General features: G+C 70.3%; 25 protein-coding genes. 10 read left to right on the forward strand and 15 right to left on the reverse strand.

What is annotated here, in order from left to right; genetic code table 11:
• Positions 1–72: 72 nt before the first annotated feature.
• Entirely contained in the window at positions 73–1452 is a 1380-nt protein-coding gene (locus ACERZO_RS32380; RefSeq protein WP_372669084.1) for a family 2B encapsulin nanocompartment shell protein, read from the forward strand.
• Entirely contained in the window at positions 1449–2465 is a 1017-nt protein-coding gene (locus ACERZO_RS32385) for a family 2 encapsulin nanocompartment cargo protein polyprenyl transferase (protein WP_372669087.1), read from the forward strand. Before ACERZO_RS32380 ends, ACERZO_RS32385 begins: the two co-directional genes overlap by 4 nt.
• Positions 2466–2686: 221 nt before the next feature.
• Here ACERZO_RS32385 and ACERZO_RS32390 read toward each other — a convergent pair whose 3' ends face one another.
• Positions 2687–3808, reverse strand: a complete 1122-nt coding sequence (locus tag ACERZO_RS32390; RefSeq protein WP_372669091.1) for a CapA family protein — start codon at positions 3806–3808, stop codon at positions 2687–2689.
• 367 nt (positions 3809–4175) lie between these two features.
• Here ACERZO_RS32390 and ACERZO_RS32395 point away from each other — a divergent pair, with 367 nt between their 5' ends.
• The 5 genes from ACERZO_RS32395 (at position 4176) to ACERZO_RS32415 (ending at position 9588) form a co-directional block, all read left to right on the forward strand.
• Positions 4176–5150 carry a substrate-binding domain-containing protein gene (locus tag ACERZO_RS32395; protein WP_372669094.1) on the forward strand — a complete coding sequence of 325 codons (975 nt, stop codon included), beginning with the start codon at positions 4176–4178 and terminating at the stop codon, positions 5148–5150.
• A 73-nt stretch (positions 5151–5223) separates the two neighbouring features.
• Complete coding sequence (locus ACERZO_RS32400) at positions 5224–6762, forward strand: sugar ABC transporter ATP-binding protein (RefSeq protein WP_372669096.1); 1539 nt, start codon at positions 5224–5226, stop codon at positions 6760–6762.
• Positions 6759–7784 (forward strand): ABC transporter permease, encoded by a 1026-nt coding sequence (locus ACERZO_RS32405; RefSeq protein WP_372669098.1) that lies wholly within the window; start codon positions 6759–6761, stop codon positions 7782–7784. Before ACERZO_RS32400 ends, ACERZO_RS32405 begins: the two co-directional genes overlap by 4 nt.
• Positions 7781–8437 carry a FadR/GntR family transcriptional regulator gene (locus ACERZO_RS32410; protein ID WP_372669100.1) on the forward strand — a complete coding sequence of 219 codons (657 nt, stop codon included), beginning with the start codon at positions 7781–7783 and terminating at the stop codon, positions 8435–8437. The genes ACERZO_RS32405 and ACERZO_RS32410 overlap by 4 nt, the downstream gene beginning before the upstream one ends.
• Before the next feature lie 134 nt (positions 8438–8571).
• On the forward strand, positions 8572–9588 hold the full coding sequence (locus ACERZO_RS32415; RefSeq protein ID WP_372669102.1) for a glycoside hydrolase family 88 protein: 1017 nt from the start codon (positions 8572–8574) through the stop codon (positions 9586–9588).
• 3 nt (positions 9589–9591) lie between these two features.
• Here the strand turns inward: ACERZO_RS32415 and ACERZO_RS32420 are convergent, their stop codons facing one another.
• The 6 genes from ACERZO_RS32420 to ACERZO_RS32445 all read right to left on the reverse strand — a co-directional run bounded on the left by ACERZO_RS32420 (position 9592) and on the right by ACERZO_RS32445 (position 15336).
• Positions 9592–10899, reverse strand: coding sequence for a DNA polymerase IV (locus ACERZO_RS32420; protein WP_372669104.1), 1308 nt, complete (start codon positions 10897–10899; stop codon positions 9592–9594).
• A 1-nt stretch (position 10900) separates the two neighbouring features.
• Positions 10901–11212 carry a winged helix-turn-helix domain-containing protein gene (locus ACERZO_RS32425; protein WP_372669106.1) on the reverse strand — a complete coding sequence of 104 codons (312 nt, stop codon included), beginning with the start codon at positions 11210–11212 and terminating at the stop codon, positions 10901–10903.
• Positions 11209–11826 (reverse strand): hypothetical protein, encoded by a 618-nt coding sequence (locus tag ACERZO_RS32430; protein WP_372669109.1) that lies wholly within the window; start codon positions 11824–11826, stop codon positions 11209–11211. Before ACERZO_RS32430 ends, ACERZO_RS32425 begins: the two co-directional genes overlap by 4 nt.
• Before the next feature lie 150 nt (positions 11827–11976).
• Positions 11977–12708 (reverse strand): ABC transporter permease, encoded by a 732-nt coding sequence (locus ACERZO_RS32435; RefSeq protein WP_372669110.1) that lies wholly within the window; start codon positions 12706–12708, stop codon positions 11977–11979.
• Complete coding sequence (locus tag ACERZO_RS32440) at positions 12705–13604, reverse strand: ABC transporter ATP-binding protein (RefSeq protein WP_372669111.1); 900 nt, start codon at positions 13602–13604, stop codon at positions 12705–12707. Before ACERZO_RS32440 ends, ACERZO_RS32435 begins: the two co-directional genes overlap by 4 nt.
• A 154-nt stretch (positions 13605–13758) precedes the next feature.
• Positions 13759–15336, reverse strand: a complete 1578-nt coding sequence (locus ACERZO_RS32445; protein WP_372669112.1) for an alpha/beta hydrolase — start codon at positions 15334–15336, stop codon at positions 13759–13761.
• A 179-nt stretch (positions 15337–15515) separates the two neighbouring features.
• On the opposite strand from ACERZO_RS32445, the gene ACERZO_RS32450 reads away from it, so the two are divergent.
• Positions 15516–15671 carry a hypothetical protein gene (locus ACERZO_RS32450; protein WP_372669114.1) on the forward strand — a complete coding sequence of 52 codons (156 nt, stop codon included), beginning with the start codon at positions 15516–15518 and terminating at the stop codon, positions 15669–15671.
• On the opposite strand, the gene ACERZO_RS32455 is transcribed toward ACERZO_RS32450, so the two are convergent.
• The 5 genes from ACERZO_RS32455 to ACERZO_RS32475 are packed head-to-tail and all read right to left on the reverse strand — an operon-like array spanning position 15662 to position 20377.
• Complete coding sequence (locus tag ACERZO_RS32455; RefSeq protein WP_372669116.1) at positions 15662–16045, reverse strand: effector-associated constant component EACC1; 384 nt, start codon at positions 16043–16045, stop codon at positions 15662–15664. The genes ACERZO_RS32450 and ACERZO_RS32455 overlap by 10 nt on opposite strands.
• A 44-nt stretch (positions 16046–16089) precedes the next feature.
• Positions 16090–17808, reverse strand: a complete 1719-nt coding sequence (locus ACERZO_RS32460; RefSeq protein ID WP_372669118.1) for an aminotransferase class V-fold PLP-dependent enzyme — start codon at positions 17806–17808, stop codon at positions 16090–16092.
• Positions 17805–18572, reverse strand: coding sequence for an amino acid ABC transporter ATP-binding protein (locus ACERZO_RS32465; protein ID WP_372669121.1), 768 nt, complete (start codon positions 18570–18572; stop codon positions 17805–17807). The genes ACERZO_RS32460 and ACERZO_RS32465 overlap by 4 nt, the downstream gene beginning before the upstream one ends.
• The gene (locus ACERZO_RS32470) at positions 18565–19443 is read right to left on the reverse strand and encodes an amino acid ABC transporter permease (RefSeq protein ID WP_372669124.1); all 879 of its coding nucleotides are present in this window, start codon (positions 19441–19443) and stop codon (positions 18565–18567) included. Before ACERZO_RS32470 ends, ACERZO_RS32465 begins: the two co-directional genes overlap by 8 nt.
• Positions 19430–20377, reverse strand: a complete 948-nt coding sequence (locus ACERZO_RS32475; RefSeq protein WP_372669126.1) for an ABC transporter substrate-binding protein — start codon at positions 20375–20377, stop codon at positions 19430–19432. Before ACERZO_RS32475 ends, ACERZO_RS32470 begins: the two co-directional genes overlap by 14 nt.
• A 96-nt stretch (positions 20378–20473) precedes the next feature.
• Between ACERZO_RS32475 and ACERZO_RS32480 the strand changes: the two genes are divergently transcribed.
• Positions 20474–21457, forward strand: coding sequence for a Gfo/Idh/MocA family protein (locus ACERZO_RS32480; RefSeq protein ID WP_372669128.1), 984 nt, complete (start codon positions 20474–20476; stop codon positions 21455–21457).
• 196 nt (positions 21458–21653) lie between these two features.
• Here ACERZO_RS32480 and ACERZO_RS32485 read toward each other — a convergent pair whose 3' ends face one another.
• On the reverse strand, positions 21654–22859 hold the full coding sequence (locus ACERZO_RS32485) for a glycosyl hydrolase family 8 (RefSeq protein WP_372669130.1): 1206 nt from the start codon (positions 22857–22859) through the stop codon (positions 21654–21656).
• A gap of 157 nt (positions 22860–23016) precedes the next feature.
• Here ACERZO_RS32485 and ACERZO_RS32490 point away from each other — a divergent pair, with 157 nt between their 5' ends.
• Positions 23017–23412 carry a TIGR03618 family F420-dependent PPOX class oxidoreductase gene (locus tag ACERZO_RS32490; protein WP_372669131.1) on the forward strand — a complete coding sequence of 132 codons (396 nt, stop codon included), beginning with the start codon at positions 23017–23019 and terminating at the stop codon, positions 23410–23412.
• Here ACERZO_RS32490 and ACERZO_RS32495 read toward each other — a convergent pair.
• Entirely contained in the window at positions 23409–23951 is a 543-nt protein-coding gene (locus ACERZO_RS32495) for a TetR/AcrR family transcriptional regulator (RefSeq protein ID WP_372669133.1), read from the reverse strand. The genes ACERZO_RS32490 and ACERZO_RS32495 overlap by 4 nt on opposite strands.
• Positions 23951–25495 carry an acyl-CoA synthetase gene (locus ACERZO_RS32500; protein WP_372669135.1) on the reverse strand — a complete coding sequence of 515 codons (1545 nt, stop codon included), beginning with the start codon at positions 25493–25495 and terminating at the stop codon, positions 23951–23953. The genes ACERZO_RS32495 and ACERZO_RS32500 overlap by 1 nt, the downstream gene beginning before the upstream one ends.
• Between the last annotated feature and the right edge of the window lie 13 nt (positions 25496–25508).

The raw sequence follows: 25508 nt of genomic DNA on the forward strand, positions 1-25508 counted from the left end.
CGGGCTCGGCACCGCCGCCGCCCGCGTCGTACCCAAGCCCGCCGCACCCGAACCCGATCGGCGCGTGAACCCTTGACCGTTACCGAAGAACAGCTGTCGCTGGGCGTCAAAGCCGCGCGGACGCTGACCACGACGACCAAGACCCCGCCGCAGATGCGCGGCATCACCACCCGCTGGCTGCTCTCCCAGCTGCCCTGGGTCGACGTCCCCGCCGGCAGCTACCGCGTCAACCGCCGCCTCACCTACACCGTCGGCGACGGCAAAGTCTCCTTCTACACCACCGGCGCCCGCGTCCAAGTCGTCCCCGCCGAACTCACCGAACTCGAACTCCTCCGCGGCTTCGGCGACGAAACGGCGTTGGGTGCGCTGGCCGAAGCCTTCGAACAACGCGAATACGAACCCGGCGCCACCATCGTCGACACCGGCACCCCGCTCGACACCCTGTTCCTCCTCGCCCACGGCAAAGTCACCCAGCACGGCCGCGGCGAATACGGCGACGAAACCCACCTCGGCACCGTCACCGACGGCGACCACTTCGGCGCCGAACTCCTCGCCCGCGACGACGCCACCTGGCCGTTCACCGCCCGCGCCGCGACGCGCGTCATCGCGCTGGTGCTCCCGGCCGCGGCGTACGCCAGGCTCAACGGCCGGTCCGAACCACTGCGGACGCACGTCGCCGAAGCCCTTGCGCGGCCGCGGAAACCGGCGAACAAGGCCGGTGAGGCCGCCATCGACCTGTCCGCCGGGCACGACGGCGAACCGATCCTGTCCGGCACGTACGTCGACTACGACCCATCGCCGCGCGAGTACGAACTCGCCGTCGCCCAAACCGTCCTGCGCGTCCACAACCGCGTCACCGATCTCTACAACCACCCGATGAACCAGCTCGAGCAACAACTGCGGCTGACCGTGGAAGCCTTGCGGGAACGGCAAGAACACGAACTCGTCAACAACACCGACTTCGGGCTCCTGCACAACGCCGACCTCAAACACCGGCTGACGACCCGCACCGGACCGCCCTCGCCGCTGGACCTCGACGACCTGCTGTGCCGGCGCCGCAAGACGAAGTTCTTCCTCGCCCACCCCCGCGCCATCGCCGCGTTCGGCCGCGAATGCACCCGCGCCCGCGTCTACCCCGACACCACCCTCCTCGACGGCAAACGCGTCATGGCCTGGCGCGGTGTCCCGATCCTGCCGTGCGACAAGATTCCCGTCACCGACACGGGCACGACGTCGATCCTGGCGATGCGGACGGGCGAGGACGACGCCGGCGTGATCGGGCTCCGGCCGAAATCCCTGCCGGACGAGTACCAGCCCGGGTTGAACGTCCGGTTCCTCGGGATCAGCGACCGCGCGGTGACGTCCTATTTGGTCAGTGCCTACCACTCGGCCGCGGTGCTGGTGCCGGACGCGCTCGGCGTGCTCGACGACGTCGAGGTCGGCCGCTCGTGACGACCATGGACTCCCGGACCGCCGCCCGGCCGCTGACCGACGTGCTCGCGTGGAGCAAGGGCCTGGTCGACCCCGCGTTGCGCGCCTCGGCCGACCGGCTGCCTGACGCGATGCGGCGGATCGCCGGCTACCACTTCGGGTGGGAGGACGCGCGGGGCGAGCCGTCGGCCGCGGACGGCGGCAAGGCGCTGCGGCCGGCTCTCGTGTTGCTGTGCGCGGAAGCCGCGGGCGGCGATCCCGCGGCCGCCGTGCCCGCCGCCGTCGCGGTCGAACTGGTGCACAACTTCTCGCTGCTGCACGACGACGTCATGGACGGCGACACGACCCGGCGCCACCGGCCGACGGCGTGGACGGTGTTCGGGACCGGGCCCGCAGTGCTCGCCGGCGACGCGTTGCTGAGCGTGGCGTTCGAGCAGTTGACGCCCGAGGGCGCGAAGCTGTTGTCCCAGGGCGTGCTGGATCTGCTGGAAGGCCAGGCGGCCGACGTGGACTTCGAGCAGCGCGACGACGTCACGCCGGCGGAGTGCGTCCGGATGGCGAACGGCAAGACGGCGGCGCTGATCGGAGCGGCCTGCCAGCTGGGCGCGCTGCTCGCCGGGCGGCCGGAGGCGGTGGCGCGGTTCGGGGAGTTCGGCCGGTCGGTCGGGCTGGCGTTCCAGCACGTCGACGACCTGCTCGGCATCTGGGGTGACCCGGAAGAGACGGGCAAGCCGGTGTTCTCGGATCTGCAGAACCGCAAGAAGTCCCTGCCGGTGGTGACGGCGTTGACCTCGGGCACGGCGGCGGGCGCGGAGCTGGCGGGGTTGTACGCGGGGACGGACCCGTTCACGGACGCGGAGCTCGCCCGCGCGGCGGCGCTGGTGGCCGAGGCGGGCGGCCGCCAGTGGAGCCAGGCCCAGGCGGCGGCTTTGGTGGCGAAGGGGTTGCGGGACCTGGCGGCGGTGAACCCGGTGCCGCGGCCGGCGGCGGAGCTGGCATCGCTGGCCCGGCTGATCACGACCCGGACGCACTGAGGGAGGGTTCGCGGGAGCCGGGGCGCCGGCTGATCACGCCCGGACTGACGCGGGCCTCGCCGGACCCTCTCGGGGTTCCCGCCAAGTCGCCCCGACCCCCTCCTCCGCTGTCTTGAATGAGTCATTCAGGACCTCGGAGGTCCTGAATGACTCATTCAAGACAGCGCGGACCGGGCGTCACCCGCCGGGCCGGGGGCGGCATCGCGCCACCTCGACGGGCGTCACTTCCCGGGGCGGGTGAGGCCGTCCTTGTCGGCGTCCAGGCTCAAGATGTTCTTGTCCGTGTCGCCCAGCGCCTTCGTCGCCTGCGCCGACTTCGGCGAGGTCGACAAGTCGAGAAGGCGGATCGGCGCGTCGAGCTTGATGTAGGTCGGGATGTACTCGGCCTTGTCGACCTTCCACCGGTCCCCGTCGCGCACGAACCGGAACCGGGCCGCCGCGCCCTCTTCCGTGTCGCCGCGCGGCTCCGAATGGCGGGCCACGCTGTTGCCGAGCCCGTACGCCACCCACTTGCCGCCGATCTTCTCGAACGGCTGGACGACGTGCGCGTGGTGGCCGACGATCAGGTCCACGTCGTCCGACGCCAGGATCTTCTTCGCCTGCGACCGCTGCTCCGCCGTCGGCTCGTGCTGGTATTCCACACCCCAGTGCAGGCTCGCGATCACGACCTGCGCTCCCGCCTCGCGCGCCTTGCGGGCCGAGGCCAGGACGTCGTCGACGTCGATCTGGTTCGCCAGCCACGGCTTGCCCGCCGGGACCTTGATCCCGTTGAACCCGAACGCGTACGACACCTGCGCGACCTTCACGCCGTTGACGTCCAGGATCAGCGGTTTCGCCGCCTCCGCGGCCGACCGCGCCGAGCCGGTGTGCTTGATCCCGGTCTCGTCGAGCTTGTCCAGCGTCCGCTTCACGCCGTCGGCGCCCTGGTCGATCGTGTGGTTGGACGACGTCGAGCAGGTGTCGTAACCGGTGTCCTTGAGCGCGTCGGCGATCTCCGGCGGCGCACTGAACGACGGATACCCGCTGTACGGGCCGCCTTCCGGCGCCAGCGGCGTCTCGAGGTGGCAGATCCCCAGGTCGGCGCCGGAGATCAGCGGCTTGATCCCGGCCAGCAGCGGCCGGTAGTCGATCTTCCCGCCACCGTCGGCCTCGGCCTGCTCGGTCAGCGCCGGGTGGATCAGGACGTCGCCGGTCGCGACGACGCTGAAGGAGCCTTCCGGGGCGGCCGAAGAAGACGGCGTCTCCGGGAAGGGCGTCGGCGCCGGGCCGGACTGCGGCGGGCTGCTGCACGCGGCCACCAGGACGGCGACCCCGGCGAGCGCGGCGACGCGGTGCTTCGTCATCGGGTCCCCCTAACGTGGTCCGGCCATCCTGCCAGCCGGGCGAAACCGGCAGAGACGGCATCCCGGTCACCAAAAACTTCCACCACAGTCGACAACACCGATCAGAACATTCGCACAGGACAAAACCGGACAACGCGCAGGACAGCAGGGAAAAAATACGATAAATGGCGCCCGCTCGTGCCACGATGCAACTACGGAGAGTAGGTCTCGCTCCGCTAACTGCGGCTTGACGCTCCACGAACGGGTGTTTTGTAATACCAGTCACTCAGCGGCGCCCGCGCGCGCCACTCGACCCCCGGCCTCCTTGGGAGCAACGATGTCCCCACACTCGCACAGGCTGCGCGCCTGGAGCGCTGTTGGTTGTTGTTTGATTTCCGGTGTCCTGCTGGCCTCGTGCTCCTCGGGCAAAGACACCGCCGCACCGCAGCAGCAGGCACCCGCCAACGGCAAGATCACCCTCTACTACCTGCAGAAACAGGGTGACCAGCAGTACTTCGTCGAGCAGGCGCAGGGGGCGCAGGAAAAGGCGAAGGAGCTCGGCGTCGAGCTCAAGGTCGTCAACCTCGGCAACGACGCCAACAAGGCCATCAGCGAACTCGACGCCGCGGTCGCGCAGGGCGCCAACGGCGTCGCCATCGTCGTCCCGGACCAGGCCATCGGCCCGCAGGTGATCGACAAGGCCAAGAGCGCGGGCATCCCGCTGATCGCCTCCGACGACGTCATCAAGGACGGCACCGGCGCGAAGGCGCCGTTCGTGGGCTTCAACGGCAGCCAGATGGGCGACTCGGTCGGCACCGAGGCCGGGAAGCTGTTCAAGGCGGCCGGCTGGACCGCCGCCGACACGAAGATCATCAGCGCCTACAAGCAGGACCTGTCCGTCTGCACCGACCGCGTCGGCGCCGCGAAGTCGGCGTTCGCCAAGGCCGCGGGCTCCGACGTCCAGGTGATCGACGTCGGCACCGACAACACCCCGGTCGACGCGCAGAACCGCTCCGGCGCGGTGATCGGCTCCAACCCCGGCGTCAAGCACTGGGTCGTCTGGGGCTGCAACGACGAGAACGAGACCGGTGTCGTGACCGCGCTGGCCAACTCCGGCGTGCAGGCGAGCAACATCATCGGCGTCGGGCTCGGCGCCTACCTCGACTGCAAGGACTGGGCCGCGGGCAAGGACACCGGCAACAAGTCCGCGCTCTACATCTCCGGCGCCGAGGTCGGCCGCTCGGCGATCCAGGTGCTCGTCGACAAGGTGAAGAACGGCAAGGAGCTGCCCGCGGAGACGATCGCGAAGACCACGATCGTCAACAAGGACAACTACAAGCAGGCCGGCGTCAACTGCACCTGACCGACCCCCTCGTGAGTGCGTAACAGTGTTCCAACACTGTTACGCACTCACGACCGCCGTACGGAAGGCGACCATGTCCTCCTCTTCACCCGCGCTCGCCGTCGAGGGCATCGGCAAGCGCTTCTCCGGCGTCACCGCCCTCGACGACGTCTCGCTGGAGTTCCGCTCCGGCGAGGTGCTCGCGCTGATGGGCGAGAACGGCGCCGGGAAGTCGACGCTGCTGCGCGTCCTCTCCGGCGACCAGGGCCCCGACGACGGCCGGCTCCTCCTGGACGGCACCGAGGTCGCGTTCGACACCCCGCGCGCGGCGATGGCCGCCGGGGTCCGCGTGATCTACCAGGAACCCGAGATCATCCCGCACGTTTCGGTGGCGGAGAACGTCTTCGTCGGCGAGCTCCCCGCCAAGGGCCGGGTGTTCAACCGCCGCACGCTCATGAAGGCGACGCACGACGCGCTCGCCGAGTACGGCTTCGAAGGCGTCCTCAACCCGGCCACGCTCGGCGTCGCCCTCTCCCCCGCGCAACGCCAGCTCGTCGAGATCCTGCGCGTCCTCACCGCGGCCACGCCGCCGAAGGTGATCGCGTTCGACGAGCCGACGTCGTCGCTGTCGGAGCACGAGGTCGAGGCGCTGTTCCGGCTGATCGGCCGGTTGCGCGACAGCGGGGTCGCGGTCGTCTACGTCTCGCACCGGATGAAGGAGATCTTCGAGCTCGCCGACCGCGTCGCCGTGCTGCGCGACGGGAAGCTCGTCGGCGTCCAGCAGGTCGCGGAGACCGACGAGCCCGGCCTGGTGCGGATGATGATCGGCCGCGACCTGTCGGCCCTCGAGCGCCGCGTCACGCAGGACACCGGCGACGTCGTGCTGAAGCTCGACGACGTCACGACCGACGACGTCACCGGCATCTCGCTCCAGGTTCGCGTGGGCGAGGTCGTCTGCCTGGCCGGCCTGGTCGGCGCGGGACGCTCCGAGCTGGCCCGCGCGATCGTCGGCGATCTGCCGATCCGGTCCGGGACCGTCACGCTCGACGGGAAGCGCCTTCGCGCGCACAACCCGGGTGACGCGGTCAAAGCCGGGATCGGCTTCGCGCCCGAAGAGCGCAAGACGGACGCGTTGCTGATGCAGCGGTCCGTACGCGACAACGTGTCCATCGCCGTCCTCGATCGCCTTCGCCGCTTCCGCGTGGTGAAGCGCGCGAAGGAACGCGCGCTCGTCGAGGAGTACGTACGCGAGCTTCGCGTGCGGACGCCGTCGATGGAGCAGGAAGTCCGCAAGCTGTCCGGCGGCAACCAGCAGAAGGCCGTCCTCGCGCGCTGGCTCGCGCGGCGGCCGAAGCTGCTGATCCTCGACGAGCCGACGCGCGGGGTCGACGTCGGCGCGAAGGCCGAGATCTACCGGATCATCGACGGCCTCGCCGCGGAAGGCATCGCGCTGCTGGTCATCTCCTCCGACCTGCCCGAGGTGCTGACGCTGGCCGACCGCATCCTCGTCATGCGGGCCGGGCGCCTGGCCGGCGAGATCGGCCGTGAAGAGGCGACCGAGGAAGCCGTGCTGACCCTCGCCATCCCCGAAACCGAACCAGCCGTGGAAGAAGCCCAGGAGATCGGCGCATGAGTACCCCCACCAAGGAAACGTCGGCCCCGGCCGCCCCGGCGCAACCGAGCGCGGCGCGCCGGGTCTTGACCGGCATCGGCGTGCAGAACTCGAGCCTGATCATCACGCTGATCGCGTTGATCGTCCTGCTGAGCATCCTGAACGACAACTTCCTGCGCACCAACAACTTGCTGCTGATCGGCAGCGCGATCACCATCATGGGGCTGCTGGCCCTGGTCCAGACGCTGGTGATCATCCTCGGCGCGCTGGACATCTCGGTCGGCTCGATGGCCGGGCTCGCGTCGGTGATCTCCGCGATGGTGTTCACCTCGACCGGCAACGCGGAGGTCGGCATCCTCGCCGCGATCGGCGTCGGCATCCTCTGCGGCCTGGTCAACGGCATGATCATCATCTTCGGCCGGGTCAACCCGGTGGTCGCGACGCTCGCCATGCTGGCCACCTACAAGGGCATCGCGCAGGTGATCTCGGACGGCAAGTCGCAGGGCTACACCGGCGGCGACGACCTGTTCATCTTCCTGGCCAAGGGCGCGATCGCGGGCCTGCCGTCGCTGGTGTGGGTGTTCCTGATCGTCGCGGCGCTGCTGCACTTCCTGCTGAAGTACACCGACATCGGCCGCAACGTCTACGCCATCGGCGGCAACGACACCGCGGCGCGGCTGGCCGGCATCAACATCAACCGGTACATCATCGGCGTCTACGCCCTCGCCGGCGTGGTCGCCGCGGTCGCCGGCGTCCTGATCACCGCGCGCACCGGCTCGGGCCAGCCCGTGTCCGGGTCCGAGGGCCTGGAGCTGCAGGCCGTGACCGGCGCCGCGCTCGGCGGCACGATGCTCAAGGGCGGTCGCGGGTCGATCATTTCGACGGTGCTCGCGGTGATCATCCTGGGCGTGCTCGACAACGGCATGTCCGGACTGGGCATCAACCCGTTCTGGCAGAACGTCGCCCACGGCGCCCTGCTCGTGATCGCGGTCGTGCTGCAGCAGCTGCGCAGCGGGGAGCGTCGCGTCGGCCTGCCCGAGTGAATCTCCACGCGCGCATCGTGGACGAGCTGGGCAGGCTCATCGTCGAAGGCGTCCTCGGGGACGGGCAGCCGCTCGTCCCCGAGGAACTCGGGCGGCGTTTCGCCGCGTCGCGGACTGTGGTCCGCGAGGCGCTGCGCGTGCTGGAGTCCAAGGGCATGGTCACCGCGCGGCCGCGGGTCGGCACGTGGACGCTGCCGCCCGACGCGTGGGACGCGATCGACCCGGACGTCATCGCTTGGCGCGTCAACGGTCCCGACCGGCCCCGGCACCTGCGTGAGCTCGCCGAACTGCGGCTGGCGATCGAGCCGCAGGCGGCGCGGATGGCCGCGCAGCACCGGCGTCCGGACGAGCTGTCCGCGATGGCCGCGGCGTACGAGCTGATGGCGGACGCGGTCGAGCGGGCCGACGCGGAAGCGTTCCGGGCCGCCGATTCGCGGTTCCACGCGGCGCTGATCCGCGCGTCCGGCAACGCGCTGATCGCCCAGCTGCACGTCCCGGTCGTGGCGGCGCTGCGGGCGCACGGCGAGCCGCTGGAGCTCGTCGCGCATTCCCGCGTGCTGACGCTGGTGCTGGCGAAGAACGCCGACGGGGCCGAGTCGGCGGCCCGCCGGTTGCTGGAAACCGTTGCGCCGTACCGCTCACCGGCACCTTGACACGTCCAGCGGGAAGCGCTTCACTCGCTGCGGATGACCGCCGCCATGACGTGCTGAGGAGGACGCTTTTCATGCGTTTCCCGGGTATTGGTGGCTTTGGCGTGCTCGCGGCCGCAGCCGTGGCGGGCAGTCTGTTGACAGCCCCCGTCGCTGCCGCCGCCGTTTCCTGCGCCGTTTCGGACGAAATGGTCGCCGCAGGCAACTACTGGGTGACCAACGGGACGAACCTCGAGGCGCCGGACTGGCAGAACGCGACGTTCCACGTCGGCAACCTGGCGCTGGTCCGGACCACCGGCCAGTCGAACCACAAGACGCTGCCGTGGGCGCAGGCCAACAACTACCAGCTGCCGCTGGATCCGAAGCGGCCGTTCTTCCCGGACAACCAGGCGGCCGGCGAGGCGTACCTGGACCTGTACACGTACTTCCACCCGGAGATCTCGCTCGACTCGATCCGCACGCGCATCAAGGACGAGGTCGCGTCGGTGCAGGCGGGGCACCGGGACTACTGGAACTACGTCGACGCGCTGAACATGGCGATGCCGTCGTTCGCGCGGATGAGCCTGATCGACCATAATCCGTCCTATTTGGACGCGATGGACCAGCTCTACCGGACGTCGGAACGCAAGCTGTACAACGAGTTCACCGGCCTGTGGTACCGCGACGAGCGGTTCAAGGGCTCGGGCATGTTCTGGTCACGCGGCAACGGCTGGGCACTGGCGGCACTGACGAAGGTGCTGCAGGTGCTGCCGGCGGACGACCCGCGCCGGCCGGAGTACCTGCGGGTGTTCAGGAAGATGGCGTTCTCGTTGTCCTTGCTGCAGCGGCGTGACGGCTTCTGGAATTCCGACCTGCTGAACCCGCGGGACCACGGAGGCCCGGAGACGAGCGGCACGGCGTTCTTCACGTACGGCATCGGCTGGGGCATCACGGCGGGCATCCTGGACGCGTCCCGCTACCGCCCGGTGGTGGACAAGGCGTGGACGGCGCTGTCGACGAAGGCGTTGCAGCCCAACGGGTTGGTGGGCTACGTCCAGCCGGCGGGCGACCGCCCGGCGACGGCTCACGCGACCGACACGTCGGCGTTCGGCGTGGGCGCGTTCCTGCTGGCGGGCCAGGAAGTGGCGAAGCTGCAGGGCTGCTCGGCGGAGTAGGGCCTACTTCAGGCAGTCACCCGGCTCGCCCCGGCGCAGGTCCGGGTCGTCCTGGGGGAACGTTCGGGCCACGCCCGGCCCCGAGGAGCGGTGCTCGAAACGCACTGTCACCCGGCCGTGGCCCGCACCCTGCACCCAGCCTGTTCCGAACTCCGAGTGCACCACGTCGTCGCCCTGGCGCCACTCCGAAGGCGGAGCCGCGGGTGCCGGGGCGGCGACCACCGTCGATGTCGATGGCACCGAAGGTGCCGCCAAGGTGAACAGCGCGTCCTGGTGCGGTACCGACAGCCCGCTGTACGCCACCCCCGCCAAGCGGATCCCGCCGAACTCCGCCGGGTCCAGCAGCAGCCTCTCCGCGACCGCCGACAGCTCCGCCAAGTCGTCCGTCGGGGCCGAGATCGTCTCCGAGCGGGTCACCGTGTGCATGTCCGTGTGCCGCAGCTTGATCACCACCGTGCGCGCCACCCGCTCGGCCTTCACCAGCCGCTTGTGCGCGCCCACCGCGATGCGCCGGACCTCCGCCTTCAAAGACGCCAGGTCGATGATGTCGGTGTCGAACGTCGTTTCCGCGCTGACCTGCTTGGTCTCGCCGCGGTCGGCCACCGGGCGGTCGTCGAAGCCCGTCGCCAGGCGGCGCAGGTCCCGGCCGACCACGCCGCCCAGCGTGGCCACCGCGTCCTGTTCGGACAGTGCCGCCAGCTGCCCGAGCGTCTGGACGCCGATGAACCGCAGCTTCCCCTCCGCCACCGGGCCGATCCCCCACAGCGCGCGCACCGGCAGCGGCGCGAGGAACTCGCGTTCGGTGCCCTGCGGCACCACCAGCAGGCCGTCCGGTTTGGCCTCGTCGGACGCGATCTTGGCGATCTGCTTGCCGTTGCCCGCGCCGATCGACGCCACCAAACCGGTTTCCGCGCGGATCCGGGCCCGCAACGAGGCACAGAACGAAGTCACCTCGGCCAAAGAGGCCCCGGCCAGCGAAGGCGGCTCGGCGAACGCCTCGTCGAGGGAGATCTTCTCCAGCAGCGGCGCCACCGACGTCACGACGGCGAACACCTCCTGGCTGAGCCGTTCGTACACGCGGAACCGCGGCGGCACGATCACGCCGTTCGCCGGGAGCAGCCGGCGCGCCTGGGCCATCGGCATCGCCGACTTGATGCCGAACGCCCGCGACTCGTAGCTCGCGCCCGCGACGACGCCGCGGGGTCCGGTGCCGCCGACGAGCACCGGCCGCCCGGCCAGCGTCGGGCGGGTGAGCTGCTCGGCCGACGCGTAGAAGGCGTCCAGGTCGAGGTGGATCACCCAGCGGGCCACGTCAGTCGCCGCCGGTGGCGTCCAGCAGCCGGTGGAGCGCCTTCGTGTAGTTCTCGAACGCCGCCCGGCCGGCCGGGGTCAGCTTGACGAGCGTGACCGGGGTGCGGTGCTCGTACGCCTTGGTGATCTCGACGTACTCGGCGTCCTCGAGCTTGCGCAGGTGCGTCGAGAGGTTGCCCGCCGTCATGTCGAGGAGCTGCTGCAGCCGCGGGAAGGTGATCTGGTCGCCGGTGTGCAGCCCGGCGAGCGCGACCGTGACCCGCAGCCGCGCCTGGGCGTGGATGACCGGGTCGAGCTGCGGCAGCTCGCTCATCGCGACTTCTTCTCGCGGACGAAGTACACGATCGAGCCCAGCAGGAACCCGCCCCCGCCGCAGACGGCCAGCACCAGGAAGTTGGCCGGGAACCCGACCAGCACGCTCAGCGCCGAGCACACGATCATCCACGCGCCGAGGCCGTACATCAGCTTGTCCTGCCAGAGCATGCCGCCCGCGAGGTACATGACCCCGGTGAGCAGCAGCCAGGTGCCCGACCACAGCAGGGACACCTGGTCGGAGGAGAGCGCCTGGAACGAGGTGATCCGGATGTCGACGACCGTCAGCCCGATCGACGTGAGCGCCCAGCTGTAGCCGTACATCGCGCCGACGGTCTTCGACGGGCCGCGGATCCCCCGCCCGGCCCGGGCGCTGACGAACGCCGTGTAGGCCATCGCGCCGAGGAACAGCACGGCGACGAGCACACCGGCGACCCAGCCGGGAATGCTCTCGGTCTGCGTCGCGAAGTACGTGAAGCCCCAGCCGACGATCCAGGCGAGGGCCCACGCCGCGAGCATCCGCGCCGGGCCCCCGCCCAGTTCCCGGCGGTTGCGCCGGTTCTGCTGGGCGATCAGGTTCAGCGACTCCTCCGCCGACAACGGCTCGTCGTCCACCCTCTCCGCCCTTCGTCCGCGCAGACCCCTCAGTGCTTGAACCTTGTTCTGGTCAGCCCGGCGCGCCCCGCCGCGAAACGGAGGCTCCGCACCCGGTGATGCGCCGGGCGACGGCAGAACAAGGTTCACCGCACGGAGGTTAACAACCATTCACAGCCGCGCGGTGTCCAGCCGGAACCGGCGCACCACCACGAGCGCGGGTACGACCAGCCAACCGGCCAGCACGAGCACCGCGAGCCCCATCCCGCCGGCGTGGGCGAGGGGCTCGAGACCCACCCGGCCGAGCCAGAACGTCGGGAAGAAGTGCGCCAGCGTGGCCATCCAGTCCGGGAGGACGTACAGCGGGATCCACAGGCCGCCGAGCATGCCCAGCGGCATCATCAGCGCGCCGGTGACCGCGCCGACCGTGTCGCCCTTGCCGAACAGGCCGATGGCCAGGCCGAGCACGGCGAACGGGAGGACGCCCAGCCACAGCGACACCAGCACCAGGCCCCACTGGGCCGCCGTCATCTCGACGCCCATCGCCAGGCCCGCGAGGAACAGCACCACGAGCACCGGCAGCGCCACGGCCATCGCCGAGATGACCTTGACGACCAGGTAGCCGGGGCCGCGCATCGGCGTCAGGCGCAGCTGGCGCTGCCAGCCGTCGGTGCGTTCCTGCGCCACCCGCGTGCCGGTGAACAGCGCGCCGCCGCTCGCGCCGTACGCGGCCAGGTTGATCATGGTCTGGACGTCCGCCGCCAGCCCGTTCGGCGCGACGAGCTTGCCGAAGATCGAACCGAACAGCAGGAACATCGCCAGCGGCATGCCGATGGTGAAGATCGTGAACTGGGGACTGCGGACGATCCGCTTGATCTCCAGGCTCAGGTAGGTGGTGTTCACGCGGCGGCCTCCTCGGCGGTCAGCGCCAGGAAGGCCTCTTCGAGCCCGAGCGCGGTGATTTCGATGCCGGACGCCTGCGGGAACTGCGCCAGCAGCGCCCGGACGGCGGCGTCGGAGTCGGCGCAGGCCAGCTCGGCGCGGCCGGCGCGCAGCTGCACGGACGTGACGCCGGCGAGCCGCGCCAGGTCGCTTTCGGACGCGCCCGGGACGGCGGCCTTGAGCACCCGCCCGGACACCGCGGCCCGGACCTCGGCGACCGGCCCGTCGGCGACGACCACGCCGTGGCGCATCAGCACGACGCGGTCGGCGTAGTCCTCGGCCTCGGCGAGGTAGTGCGTCGCGAACAGCACGGTCCTCCCCGTCGCGGCGAACTCGCGGATGGCCGCCCAGAACGCGCGCCGGCCGTCGACGTCCATCGCCGCGGTCGGCTCGTCGAGCACGAGCAGCTTCGGGTCGCCGGCCAGCGCGAGGGCGAACCGGACGCGCTGGCGTTCGCCGCCGGACAACTTGCCGCAGCGGCGTTTCACGAGGTTTTCCAGGCCCGCGCGGGCGATCACCTCGCTCGCCGGCAGCGGGTTCGCGTGCGTCGAGACGATCAGGTCGACGATCTCGCCGACCGTGGCGTCGCCCAGCAGCGCGCCGTTCTGCATCATGGCGCCGACGAGCCCGCGGTCGACGGCCTCGCGCGGGCTGCCGCCCTCGACCGTGACGGTTCCCGCGTCCGGCTTGGTCAGCCCGAGCAGCATGTCGACGGTGGTCGACTTGCCCGCGCCGTTCGGCCCGAGCAGCGCGACGACCTCTCCGCGGGCGATTTCGACGGACACCCCGTCGACGGCGGTGACGCCGCCGAACCGTTTGGTCAGGCCCCGCAGCGCGAACGCCGGTCCCCCAGTCATGGCGTCCCTCCCTTCTGAACTTTGAAACGCAAACTCGACTCGCACTTTGTAACACAAAGTCCGCGCAGGTTCAAAGCCCACGGTGTGGGAAAGCACGAAAAACGGGGTGCCGGGCACTGGGCCCGACACCCCGTCCATGACGGGTTTTCGCAGGTCAGCCGGTGAACCGTCCGGACACGAGACCCTGCGTCGCCGCGACGTCGGCCTTCGCCGCGGTCGGCGCCGGGGGCGTCGGCTGCGGCAGCGGGGCGCACTCGACGTCGGCCGTGCGGCCCGGCTTGCGGGCCGGCAGGGCGCCGGTCGCCAGGTAGTCGGCGATCTTGTTGTCGACGCAAGCGTTGCCGCGCGGGGTGATCGCGTGGCTGGTGCCACCCGGCTCCGCGATCAGCGAAGCGCCCGGGAAGCGGCTGCGGACCTCGAGGCTGCCGGGGTACGGCGTCGCCGCGTCGAGCGTCTCGTCGATCATCAGGACGCTCTGGACGCCCTTGCCGTCGACCTTGGTCGGCTTGCCGGCCTTGGCGGGCCAGTAGAGGCACGGCGCGTTGAACCAGGCGTTCTGCCAGGTGAAGTACGGCGCCTTGGCGAAGGTCTGCCAGTTGTCGCGCTTCCACTGGTTCCAGCTCTGCGGCCACTGGACGTCGGTGCACTGGACGGCGAGGTAGACCGCGTAGCCGTTGTCGTCGCCGCGGCCGCCGAAGGCCTCGAAGAGCGTCTTCCAGTTCTGCCAGTCGCCCTGGTTGACGAACCGGGACAGCGCATCGCCCAGGAGCGTCCACCGCAGCTGGTAGTAGCTCGCCTGCTGGATGACGTCGAGGATCTCGTCCGGGCCGATCACGCCGCCGGCGGGGGTGAAGGTCGTCTTGAGCAGCTGTTCGTTGACCACGCGCTGAACGGCGGCCTGGGTCTTGCCGAGGTGGTAGACGTCGTCGTGCTGGGCGAGCCAGCCGAACCAGATCAGGATGTTCTTGTCGAAGGCGACGTCCTGGTCGAGGTTGTCGCCGTACCAGACACCGCGCGGGTCGACGGTCGAGTCGAGGACCATCCGGCGGACGTTCTGCGGGTAGAGCGTGCCGTAGACCTGGCCGAGGTAGGTGCCGTAGGAGTAGCCGTAGAAGTTCAGCTGCTTCGCGCCGAGCGCCTGGCGGATGGAGTCCATGTCCTTGACCGTGTCGGTCGTCTTCATGTTCTCCAGCAGGGCCTTCGGGTTGTTCTTCGCGCAGGCCTCGGCGTAGCCCTGGGAGCGGTTCAGCCAGGTCTTCTCGAGCTGCGGGGTGACCGGCGCGTAGACCGGCCGGTCGTAGTCCATGTAGTTCGGGTCGCAGCTCAGCGCGGGCTTGCTCGAGCCGACGCCGCGCGGGTCGAAGCCGATCCAGTCGTAGGCGTCGCCGGCGTGGTTGGGCACGCGCGGCCCGCGGGTGGCGAGCAGCAGGCCGGAACCGCCGGGGCCACCGGGGTTGGTCAGCATGACGCCCTGGTACTGCGCGTCGGCGACCTTGTGCTTGACGCGGTCGACGGCGAGCTGGATCTGCTCGCCGTGCGGCTTCGAGTAGTCGAGCGGCACGCCGAGGAACCCGCATTCCGCACCGGCGGCGACGAGCGTGGGATCGGTGCACGGCCCCCAGGCGATGGTCCCGGCTTGGTTCGCCGGCGCGGGCGCGGCGTTCGCGGCGGGCGCGACCGCGAGCGCGGACGCCACCGCGGCGACGACCGCGGCGATTACGGCACGTCTCACTGTTTTCTCCCTTTCCCCTGCGACTTCGGGCGGGAGAACCCTAGACCCGGGCACGGGTTTTCGGGCAGGGCAAGCGGGCACGGCCCTACTAAAGGCGGAAATCGGATGCACCGGGCGTCCGGGACGCTCTACGGTGAGGCGAGAGTCCTAAGTGGAGCGACCTGCCGGGAGGAGTCTCGATGTCCAGCGACGTGGTCCGCGACTTCGCCGCGGGCGCACCAGACCGGGACTCCGCCGCGTGGATCGGCGCGGTGACGTGGTCGGTGTCCGACGGCGGGGCCTGCTGGACCGACGCCAAGACCGGCTGGCACTGCCCGATCGGCGCTTACGCCTGAGCGTGCCGCTGGACGAAGGCCTCGATCAGCTGCTGCCGCTCCGCCGTCGTCGCCCGCTCCAGCTCCACCGTGTCGCCGTCGATCGTCACCTTGATCTTGTGCCTGCCCGCCTGGCGGCCCAGCCACTCCTTCAGCGTCTCCACCAACCCCGGGAACACGCCGCCCGCCGCGCTGAACGCCACCAGCAGCGAGCCCACCGTCACCGGGTCCGCCGCCTTCGCGCCCGCCGGGACCTCACCCGGCACCGGCCGGAGGTCGACGTCCAGCTCGCCCAGCTCCGCGCGCAACCGGCGGGCGAGGCGGTCCAGCTCCTCCGCGTCGGCGTCCGGCGCCTCGATGCTGAGCACCGCGCACCGGGTGTCCGGTTCGGTCATGGGCGCCATGGTGCGCTCCCGGACGATCGTGGGCAAGGCCCCGATCAGGCACGGATTTCGTTGAGGTAGTTGTAGATCGTGTACCGCGTGACGTCGAGGCGGCCGGCCAGGTGGTCGACCGCGTCCTTGATCAGGAAATAACCGGCTTCGTCGAGTTCCCGGACCACCGCCGCCTTGTGCCGCTTCTTCATCAGGTCCACCGGGATCCCGGCCTTCGTCACCGCGCGGTCGACGAGGAACCGTTGCAGGCTGTCGACGTCCGGTGGGAAAGTCTCCGGCTCGCCGTTGCCGCCCGCCGAAGCCGACGCGTCGACGCTGTTGACGCACAGGCACCCGACCGCGACCCCGTCGGCGTCGCGCAGGAACAGCGTCGACGACCGGATCGCGCGGCCGTCCGGGCCGTGCGTGCGGTAGTTCGTCAGGTCCTGGGTCGTGCCGCGGCGGACCAGGCCCAGCAGCAGGTCGGTCATCGGCCCGCCGACGCTGCGGCCGGTCAGGTCGCCCGCGATCGCGACGATCGAGTCCGGCAGCCGGCTCAGGTCGTGCAGCAGCACCTCGTTGCCCGGCCCGAGCATCGCCGCGAGGCCCGGGATCGCGGGGACCAGCGCCGTCAGCACCTCGTGCGTCGTCGCCCCCGCGGCGGGGACCACCAGGGGTTCACGCGGCTTGGTCAACGTCTCCAAAGCGGAGCGCAGCAAGTCCGCCGCGGCCGCGGGTGTCGACGCGTGCGGCGACAACCGGACGTGCTCCGGCCGCACGGTCGCCGAGATCCCCGCGTTCGCCAGCGCCGCCCCGACCTGTTCGGCGGGGTGGCCGGGCAGCGTGAACGCCAGGATTCCCGCCCGGCGGTCGACCGCCGAGACGACTTCGGCGCCGCAGGAGACCAGGACCTCCTCAAAGGACGTCAGCCGCTCGGCGATCCGCGCCGCGATGGCGCCGACGCCGGCGTCCTCGACCAGTTCGAGGGCCTCGGCGAACGCGCCGGACGTGATCGGGCTGAGGTTGGAGATCGACCAGGCCTGCGCGGTCGCGTCCGGCGGGTGGATCTCGTCGTCGAACAGGCCCGGGTCGCGCGCGCCGGTCCACCCCGACAGCACCGGGTCCATCCGCTCCAGCGCACGATCCGACAGCACCGCGAAGCCCGTCCCCCAGCCCGCGCGCAGCCACTTCTGCCCGCCGACGACCAGGACGTCGGCGACCTCCCACGGCTCCTCGACGACGCCGAAGCCCTGGATGCCGTCGACGACCAGCAGCCGGTCGCCGACGACGTCGCGCAGCGCGGCGAGGTCGGCGCGGTAGCCGGTGCGGAAGTCGACCGCGCTGACGCTGACCGTCGTGATCTCCGGCGTCAACGCTTCCCTGACCCGCTCCGGCGTCACATAACCGCTGGTCAGCCGACGGACGCGCAGCCGTCCGGCCTGTTCGGCCCGTGCCCACGGGTAGGTGTTGGCCGGGAACTCCGAAGCCGACACCAGCACTTCGCCCGCGCTGTGGAACGCGGCCTGGAACAACCCGAGGCTGGTGTTGGGGAGCAGCACGGTGTGGTCGGTGTCCGAACCGGACAGCCGCGCGGCAGCCGCCTTGGCCCGGATCTCCTGGCGCATCAGCTCGTCCACAGTGGACGGACCGGCCGTGGTGGCCTGGTCGAGCAGCGCGGCCGTCGTGTCGAGCACCGCGTGCGACGGCGGGCCGAACCGGGCGAAGTCGAGGTAGCCGGCGGGCTCGTCGAACTGGAGCAGGTACCGGGGCGAAATCCGCGTCACGCGAGGATCCTCGCCAGGAACTGCCGGGTCCGCTCGTGCTTCGGCGCGCTCAGCACCTCCGACGGCGGCCCGGTCTCGACGACCGCGCCGTCGGCCAGGAACACCACCTCGTCGGCGGCCTCCGCGGCGAAGCTCATCTCGTGCGTCACGACGACCATCGTCATCCCCTCCCCCGCCAACGTACTCATCACTTCGAGGACCTCGCCGACCAGCTCCGGGTCCAGCGCCGACGTCGGCTCGTCGAACAGCATCAGCTTCGGCTTCATCGCCAAGGACCGCGCGATCGCTACGCGCTGCTGCTGCCCGCCGGACAGCTGCGCCGGGTACGCGTCGGCGCGGTGGGCGAGCCCGACGCGGTCGAGCAGCTCGAGCCCCTGCTTGCGGGCTTCGTCCGGTTTGACCCCGAGCACCCGGATCGGCCCCTCGACGACGTTCTCCAGCGCCGTCCGGTGCGCGAACAGGTTGAACCGCTGGAACACCATGCCGATGTCACGACGTTGCCGCGCCACCTCGCGTTCGCGCAGCTCGTAGAGCTTGCCGCCGCGCTGCCGGAAGCCGATCGGCTCGCCGTCGACCCAGATCTGGCCGGCGTCGATCGTCTCGAGGTGGTTGATGCAGCGCAGGAAGGTGCTCTTCCCGGCGCCGGACGGGCCGAGCAGGCAGACGACCTGTCCCTTGTGGACTTCCAGGTCGATGCCGCCGAGGACTTCGGTGTGGCCGTAGGACTTCCGGACGCCGACGGCGCGCAGCAGTGGCTCAGACACGGGCACTCCTCACCAGCGGCACGCCGCGCAACGCCTTGCCGGCCCGGGAAAGCGGGCCGCGGTCGGCCTGCCCGAACGCGCGTTCCAGGTAGTGCTGGCCGACGCCGGCGACGGTCACCACGACCATGTACCAGACGGCGGCGGCCAGCAGCGTCTCCATCACCAGCAGGTTGTTGGACGAGATGTTGTTGGCGGCGTGGATCAGCTCGGTCACGCCGATCACCGACGCCATCGACGTGCCCTTGAGCATGTTGATGAAGTCGTTGCCGGTCGGCGGGATGATCACGCGCATGGCCTGCGGCAGGACGACCCGGCGCAGCGTCGCGGCCGGCGTCATGCCGATCGACTTCGCCGCCTCGGTCTGTCCACTGTCGACACTGTTCAGCCCGGCGCGGACGATCTCGGCCATGTACGCGCTTTCGTTGAGCGCCAGCCCGAGGAACGCGGCGGTGAACGCGCTGATCAGCACGTTCGTCTGCTCGTGGACGAGGAACGGGATGTCGATCACGGGGAAGACGAGCGCCAGGTTGTACCAGAGCAGGATCTGCAGCAGCACCGGAAGGCCGCGGAAGATCCAGATGTAGCCGGCGGCGAACCACCGCGCGACCGGGTTGGCGCTGCGGCGCAGCAGGGCGATGACGATGCCGAGCACGATCGCGACGGCCTGGGACAGCACGGCCAAGACGACGGTGTTGAGCAGGCCGGTCGCCATCACCTTGTAGAAGACGAAGTCCGGGACCTGGCTCCACGCGATCTGCGCGTTGCCGAGCGCGATGCCCAGCAGGACGAGCAGCGCGAGGATGATCGCGGCGGCGACCCACCGGCCCCAGTGGCGGAGCCGGACGATCGGGAGCGGTTCAGGACCCGCCATTGACCGCGGCCTCCTTGATCGCGCCCTGCTCGACGCCCCAGGCCTGCAGGATCTTGCCGTAGGTGCCGTCGGCGATCAGGGCCTGCAGCGCCTTCTGCACGGCGTCGCGCAGCGGCGTGTTGGCCTTGTTGACGCCGATGCCGTACGGCCCGCCCTCGATCGGCTCACCCGGGACGACCTCGAAGAACTTGCCGTCACCCGCCGTCCGCGAGATGTAGACGGCGCTGGGGAGGTCGTTGAGGATCGCGGCGACGCGGCCGGTGCGCAGCTGGTTCTGGTTCTGGTTGTCGCTGTCGGTCGCGGTGACGGTGAGCGCGGGCTTGCCGGCCTGCGTGCACTTCGTGCTCTGCGCTTCGGCGAACTTCTGGTGACTGGTGCCCTGCACGACGGCGACGTTCTTGCCGCAGAGCGTGTCCGGGCCGGTGATGCCGTCCGGGTTGCCCTTGCGGATCATGATCGTGATGCCCGAGGTGAAGTAGTCGACGAAGTCGATCTGCGCCTGGCGGGCCTTGGTGTCGTTCATGCCGGCCATGGTCAGGTCGATGCGGCCGGACTGGAGGCTGGTGATCAGCGAGCCGAACGCCATGTCCTGGTGGGTGACGGTGACGCCGAGCTTGGCGGCGATGGCCTTGGCGAGGTCGACCTCGTAGCCGATCGGCGTCTTGCCGTCGGCGGCGTAGAAGTTGTTGGGCGCGGACTGCAGGTTCGAGGCCAGGTGCAGGCCTGCGGACTTGACGGTGGCCGGCAGGGCCGCGTTGAGCTGGGCGTCCTTCTGCACGCCCTGGACGATCGCGGCGGTGTCCGGGATGCCGGACGCGGGCGCGCCGGCGGCCTGCGACGTCCCGCCCGCGCCGTCCGGACCACCACCGCAGGCCGTCACGAGGACGGCCAGGCTCGCGAGCAGCACTGCCTGTGCGGCACGACAACGGGACATAACGGACCTCCACTGTTCGGCTGGCCGGAACGGTACAACTCGTTGTTGAAGAGGTCAACTGGCTGTTGAAATCTGTTTCGGTGCTAGCTTCGCGGCATGAGCCTGCGGATCGGCGTCCTGGGGGCGGCTCGCATCGCCCCCGCTGCCCTGGTCAAGCCCGCTTCTTCTCATCCGTCGGGGTCGGTTGCCGCCGTCGCCGCGCGCTCCCTCGATCGCGCGCAAGCGTTTGCTTCGCGCCATCGGATCCCGACCGCGTACGGGTCTTACGAGGAGTTGCTGGCGGATCCGGACGTTGACGCGGTGTACAACCCGCTGCCGAACGGCCTCCACGGCCGGTGGACGCGGGCGGCACTGGAAGCCGGCAAGCACGTGTTGTGCGAGAAGCCGTTCACGGCGAACGCTTCGGAAGCTCGCGAGATCGCGTCGCTGGCGTCCGCGTCGGACCGCGTCGTGATGGAGGCGTTCCACTACCGCTACCACCCGCTGGCGCTGCGGGTGGAGGAGATCGTGGCCTCGGGCGAGCTGGGAACGCTGCAGCGCGTGGAGACGGCGGTGTGCTTCCCGCTGCCGAAGTTTTCGGACATCAGGTACGACTACGACCTGGCAGGCGGCGCGACGATGGACGCGGGCTGCTACGCGGTCCACATGGCCCGCGTGTTCGGCGGGGAGACGCCTTCGGTGGTTTCGGCTTCGGCCCGCTTGCGGTCACCCCGGGTCGACCGGGCGATGACGGCGGAGCTTCGCTTCCCTTCGGGCCACACGGGCCGGGTGACGTGCTCGATGTGGTCGTCGTCGGTGCTGAAGATCAGCGCGGTGGTGACCGGTTCCCGGGGGTCGGTCCGGGTCGTGAATCCGTTGATGCCGCAGATGTACCACCGGTTCGCTGTCCGGATCGACGGCGTGCGGCGGACGGAGAAGTTCCCGCGCCGGGCAACGTATGAGTACCAGCTGGACGCGTTCGCGGCGGCAGTCCTGCGCGGAGAACCGGTGAAGACCTCGCCGTCGGACGCGGTCGAGACGATGACCGTGATCGACGAGATCTACCGGGCGGCAGGGTTGCCGGTGCGCGAGCCGAGCTGAGCAAGCACATCAGCGAGAGCGAACCGGCAGCCGGCAACGCAAGCCGGCCAACAACGTCACCAGACCTCCCCCGCCCCTCATCCCAGCCGTCCCTTCAGTCGGCGGCCGGGTTTGTCAAGGCACGCTTTCCCGCCTTGACAAACCCGGCCGCCGACTGAAAATCCCACCGGAGGGGCGGGGGAGGTCGGACCCGCCTCTACGCGGCCACGTAGTTACCGCTCAGGATCAGCAGCACCTGGATGGTGATGCCCGTCCCGTAGTAGTCCGTCGCGTCCGGGGACCACGTCGAGACCGCCGTCCACAGCTTGTCCAGCCACGCCTGGCTGCCCGGGTCCGTCATCGCCGCCACCGCGAACGGGGCCGTGAAGCACGGGTGCTGGCCGCTCTCCGTCTTCGAACCCGACAGCGAATACCCGCTCTGGATCTTCGCCGGGTCACCGCCCGTCGCCGACTTGATCCACGTGTTCATCTTGCGGACCTGCGCCGCCGCCGCGCTGCCGGAGAAGGAAATCGCGTCCGCGCCCAGGCGCCACGGGTCGCGGCACGCGTTCCAGCTGTACTTGCCGTCGTACGGGCCCTCGAGGAAGTCCGCCGGCGCGGGCTTCGGCGTCGAGTTCGTGTTGACCACGAAGTCGGGCAGCAACCCCGTGTTCGGCGCGTACGACGACTGGAGCTGGCTCACCGCCGTCTCCGAGCGGGTGCGGACCGACGTCCAGAAGCTGTCGCCGGTCGCCGTGGCGAACGCGCGCAGGTGGCCGGGCATCCAGTCCGACGACCGGGAGCTGTTCTTGTACTCCGCGTCGTTGCCCCAGTCGCCGAGCAGCGTGAACTTCGTGGTGCCGTTGACCTCGCTCTTCTTGATCGCGTTGATGATCCGGACGGCTTCGGCCTTGTAGTTGACCGAGCCGGCGCTGCCCCACTTCTTGTCCGCGATCAGCAGGCCGTAGGCGATTTCGAGGTCGCCGTCGGTGGCGGAGTCGCTGCCGTTGACGCTCTTGCAGTTCGAATCCTGCTCGGCCGCGTGCAGGTCCTTGTTGTTGACCGACGGGTGCGCCTTCACGAACTTCAGGATCCCGTCGACGATCGCGCGGGCCTGCGGGTCCTTCTCCGCCATCATCGCCGAGATCGTCATGCCGTACCCCTCGCCCTCGGCGACGAAGGAGTGGTCGGCGTCCTTGGACAGCACGGCGTAGGTGCCGCTGCCGCACTTGGTCGTCAGGAAGTTCTTCTTCCAGAAGTCGTAGTACTTCTGCAGCGCGGCATCCTGCGTGGCCTGGGAAACCGACGGCCGCAGGGTCCCCGGCACGTACGGGGTGCCGGCCGCGGACGCGGTCGCGGGCACGCTCAGCAGCCCGGCGGCGAGCGCGGCCGTGGCCACCACCGCCCGGACGATCTTCTTCATCGCTCCTCCGTAAAGACACATCGTTGGCTGCGGCGACGGCGATCAGAGCGTGACAGAAGGTTCAAGACCAGGTCAAGACTGTTAGGAAACTTTCCTTACTATGACCGTGAGTGGTCCCACGGGCGGCCGGCCACCCGGACGGACTAGCGTGGACCCCATGAAGATCGACGACCGCGGCCCCGACTTCCGCGCGTTCTGGACCGAGCGCCGGCTGGCCACCCTCACCACGGTCCGGCCGGACGGTACCCCGCACGTCGTCGCGGTCGGCGTGACCGTGGACTTCGAGGCCGGGCTCGCGCGCGTGATCACCTTCGGCACGTCCGTCAAGGCCAGGATGATCCGGGCCGCGGGCACCGAGGGCGTACCCGTCGCGGTCTGCCAGCTCGAAGGCCCGAAGTGGTCCACTTTGGAGGGACGCGCGGTGCTGCGCGACGACCCGGAGTCCGTGCGGGACGCGGAAAACCGCTACGCCGCGCGCTACCGGCAGCCCAAGCCGAACCCGCAGCGGGTGGTCCTGGAGATCGCGATCACCCGGATCCTCGGTAACGCCTAAGCCCGGCGGGAGTGCACGAGCCGGGCGTACTCGTCCAGCAGGATCGCCAGCTCGCTGTGCTCCCCCGCCGACGCCAGCTGCTGGTGCCCCACCAGCATCGCCATGCCCAGCGACGTCAGCGTCCGCGCGAGGTCGCCGTCGCCGACGATCCCCTTGACCGCCGTCCCGACCGTACGCAGCCGCGCGGAGTCGACGCGCTTCTGCGCCGCCCGCACGGTTTCGTCGTTCGCCGCCCACGCGCGGATCGCCGCCTCGGCCTCGTGCGGCAGCCCGAGCGTCAGGTCCATCAGCGCGGCGAAGTCCGCCGACGGCCCGCCGGTGCCGAAGTTCCGCGCGCGCAGGATCAGCACCTGCCGGTTCTCCCAGTACTCCAGGAGCCGCTCGACGAACCCCGGCCAGCCGCCGAAGTGGTGGTAGAACGACCCGCTCGTGACGCCGAGGGCGCGGCACAGCCGGCCCACGTTGAGCTCGGTGAACCCGTGCTCCGCCAGCACGTCCAGCGCGGCCTCGAAGTACGCCTGCCGCGTGACCGCGGGCATCAGACGTTCCGGTCCCGGTCCCGCCAGTACGGCTCGCGCAGCGAACGCTTGAGGATCTTGCCGGTCGCGTTGCGCGGCAACGCTTCCACGACGTCGACGCTGCGCGGGCACTTGTAGTGGGCCAGCCGCTCGCGGCAGAACTCCACCAGCTTGTCGGCGTCGAGCCCCTCGCCGGCGACGACGGCCTTGACCTGCTCACCCCACCGGTCGTCCGGTACGCCGATCACGGCCACCTCGGTGACGCCGGGGAACTCCGCGACGACCCGCTCGACCTCCGGCGAGTAGACGTTCTCGCCGCCGGTGATGATCATGTCCTTGACGCGGTCCTCGAGGAACAGGAAGCCGCCGTCGTCCAGGCGCCCGACGTCACCGGTGCGCACCCAGCCGTCCACAATGGTCTCTGCGGTGGCCTCCGGCTTGCCGAGGTAGCCGGCCATCCGCTGTTCGGTGCAAACCCAGACTTCCCCGACCTCGGCGTCTTCCTGCGTGACGGGGTCGACGATCCGGATGTCCACACCGGACAGTGCGGTGCCCGCCGAAGCCAGCCGTTCGGGGCGCGTGGTGTCGCGGTGCGCCTCCGGGTCGAGCGCGGTGACCGCGCCGGACAGCTCGGTCATGCCGTAGACCTGCGCGAACCGGACGTCCGGCCAGGCCGCGAGCACCTTGCGCAGCAACGGAAGCGGCATCGGCGACGCGCCGTAGCAGAGGTACTTGAGTCGCGAGAACGCCTTCAGCGCGGCCTCCCCGGCCTGCGCGATCCCGGCGACGACGGCGGGCACCAGGAAAGCGTGCGTGATCCCGGCCTGCAGCGCGGCGAACAGCGACGCCGCGTCCGGCTCGCGCGTCAGGTAGGACGGTTCGCCGTAGAGGAACCCGGAAACGGCGTAGCAGCTGCCGCCGACGTGGAACAGCGGCATCGCGACGAGGTTGACGTCGCCGGGGCCGATGGGGAACGCCGTGCCCGCGGCGAGGCCGTGCGCGATGACGCTGTGGTGGGTCAGCACCGCGCCCTTGGGGAAGCCGGTGGTGCCGCTGGTGTACATGATCAGGACGCCGTCGTCCTCGTCGAGACCGGCCGCGGTGTGCGGCGCCGCGCTGGTCAGGAACGCCTCGTACTCGTCGTGCTCGCCGCCGACGACGATCACGCGTTCCAGGGCGGGCAGCCGGTCGCGGACCGCGTCGAGCGCGGGCACCAGCTCGGCGCCGACGAAGACGACCTTCGCGCCGGCGTCCTTGAGGACGTACGCGAGCTCGTCACCGGAGAGCCGCCAGTTGACCACGGCGTTCGCGGCGCCGACCCCGGCGGCCGCGAAGGTCGTTTCCAGGCAGGCGGGGTGGTTCTTGTCGACGAACGCGACCCGGTCGCCCTTCCCGACCCCAGCGGCGGTGAGCGCGCCCGAGAGCCGCCGGACGCGCTCGTCGAACTCCGCCCAGGTCCACTGCCGGTCGCCGAAGATCAGCGCGGTGTCGCCGGGCCGTTCCCGCGCCCAGTGCGCCAGGAGCTCGCCGAACAACCGGACGCGGGGGCGGACGTCATCGGGCATCAGGGAACTCCTC

The organism is Amycolatopsis kentuckyensis, from assembly GCF_041679295.1.
In the GTDB taxonomy this organism is placed as follows: domain Bacteria; phylum Actinomycetota; class Actinomycetes; order Mycobacteriales; family Pseudonocardiaceae; genus Amycolatopsis; species Amycolatopsis kentuckyensis_A.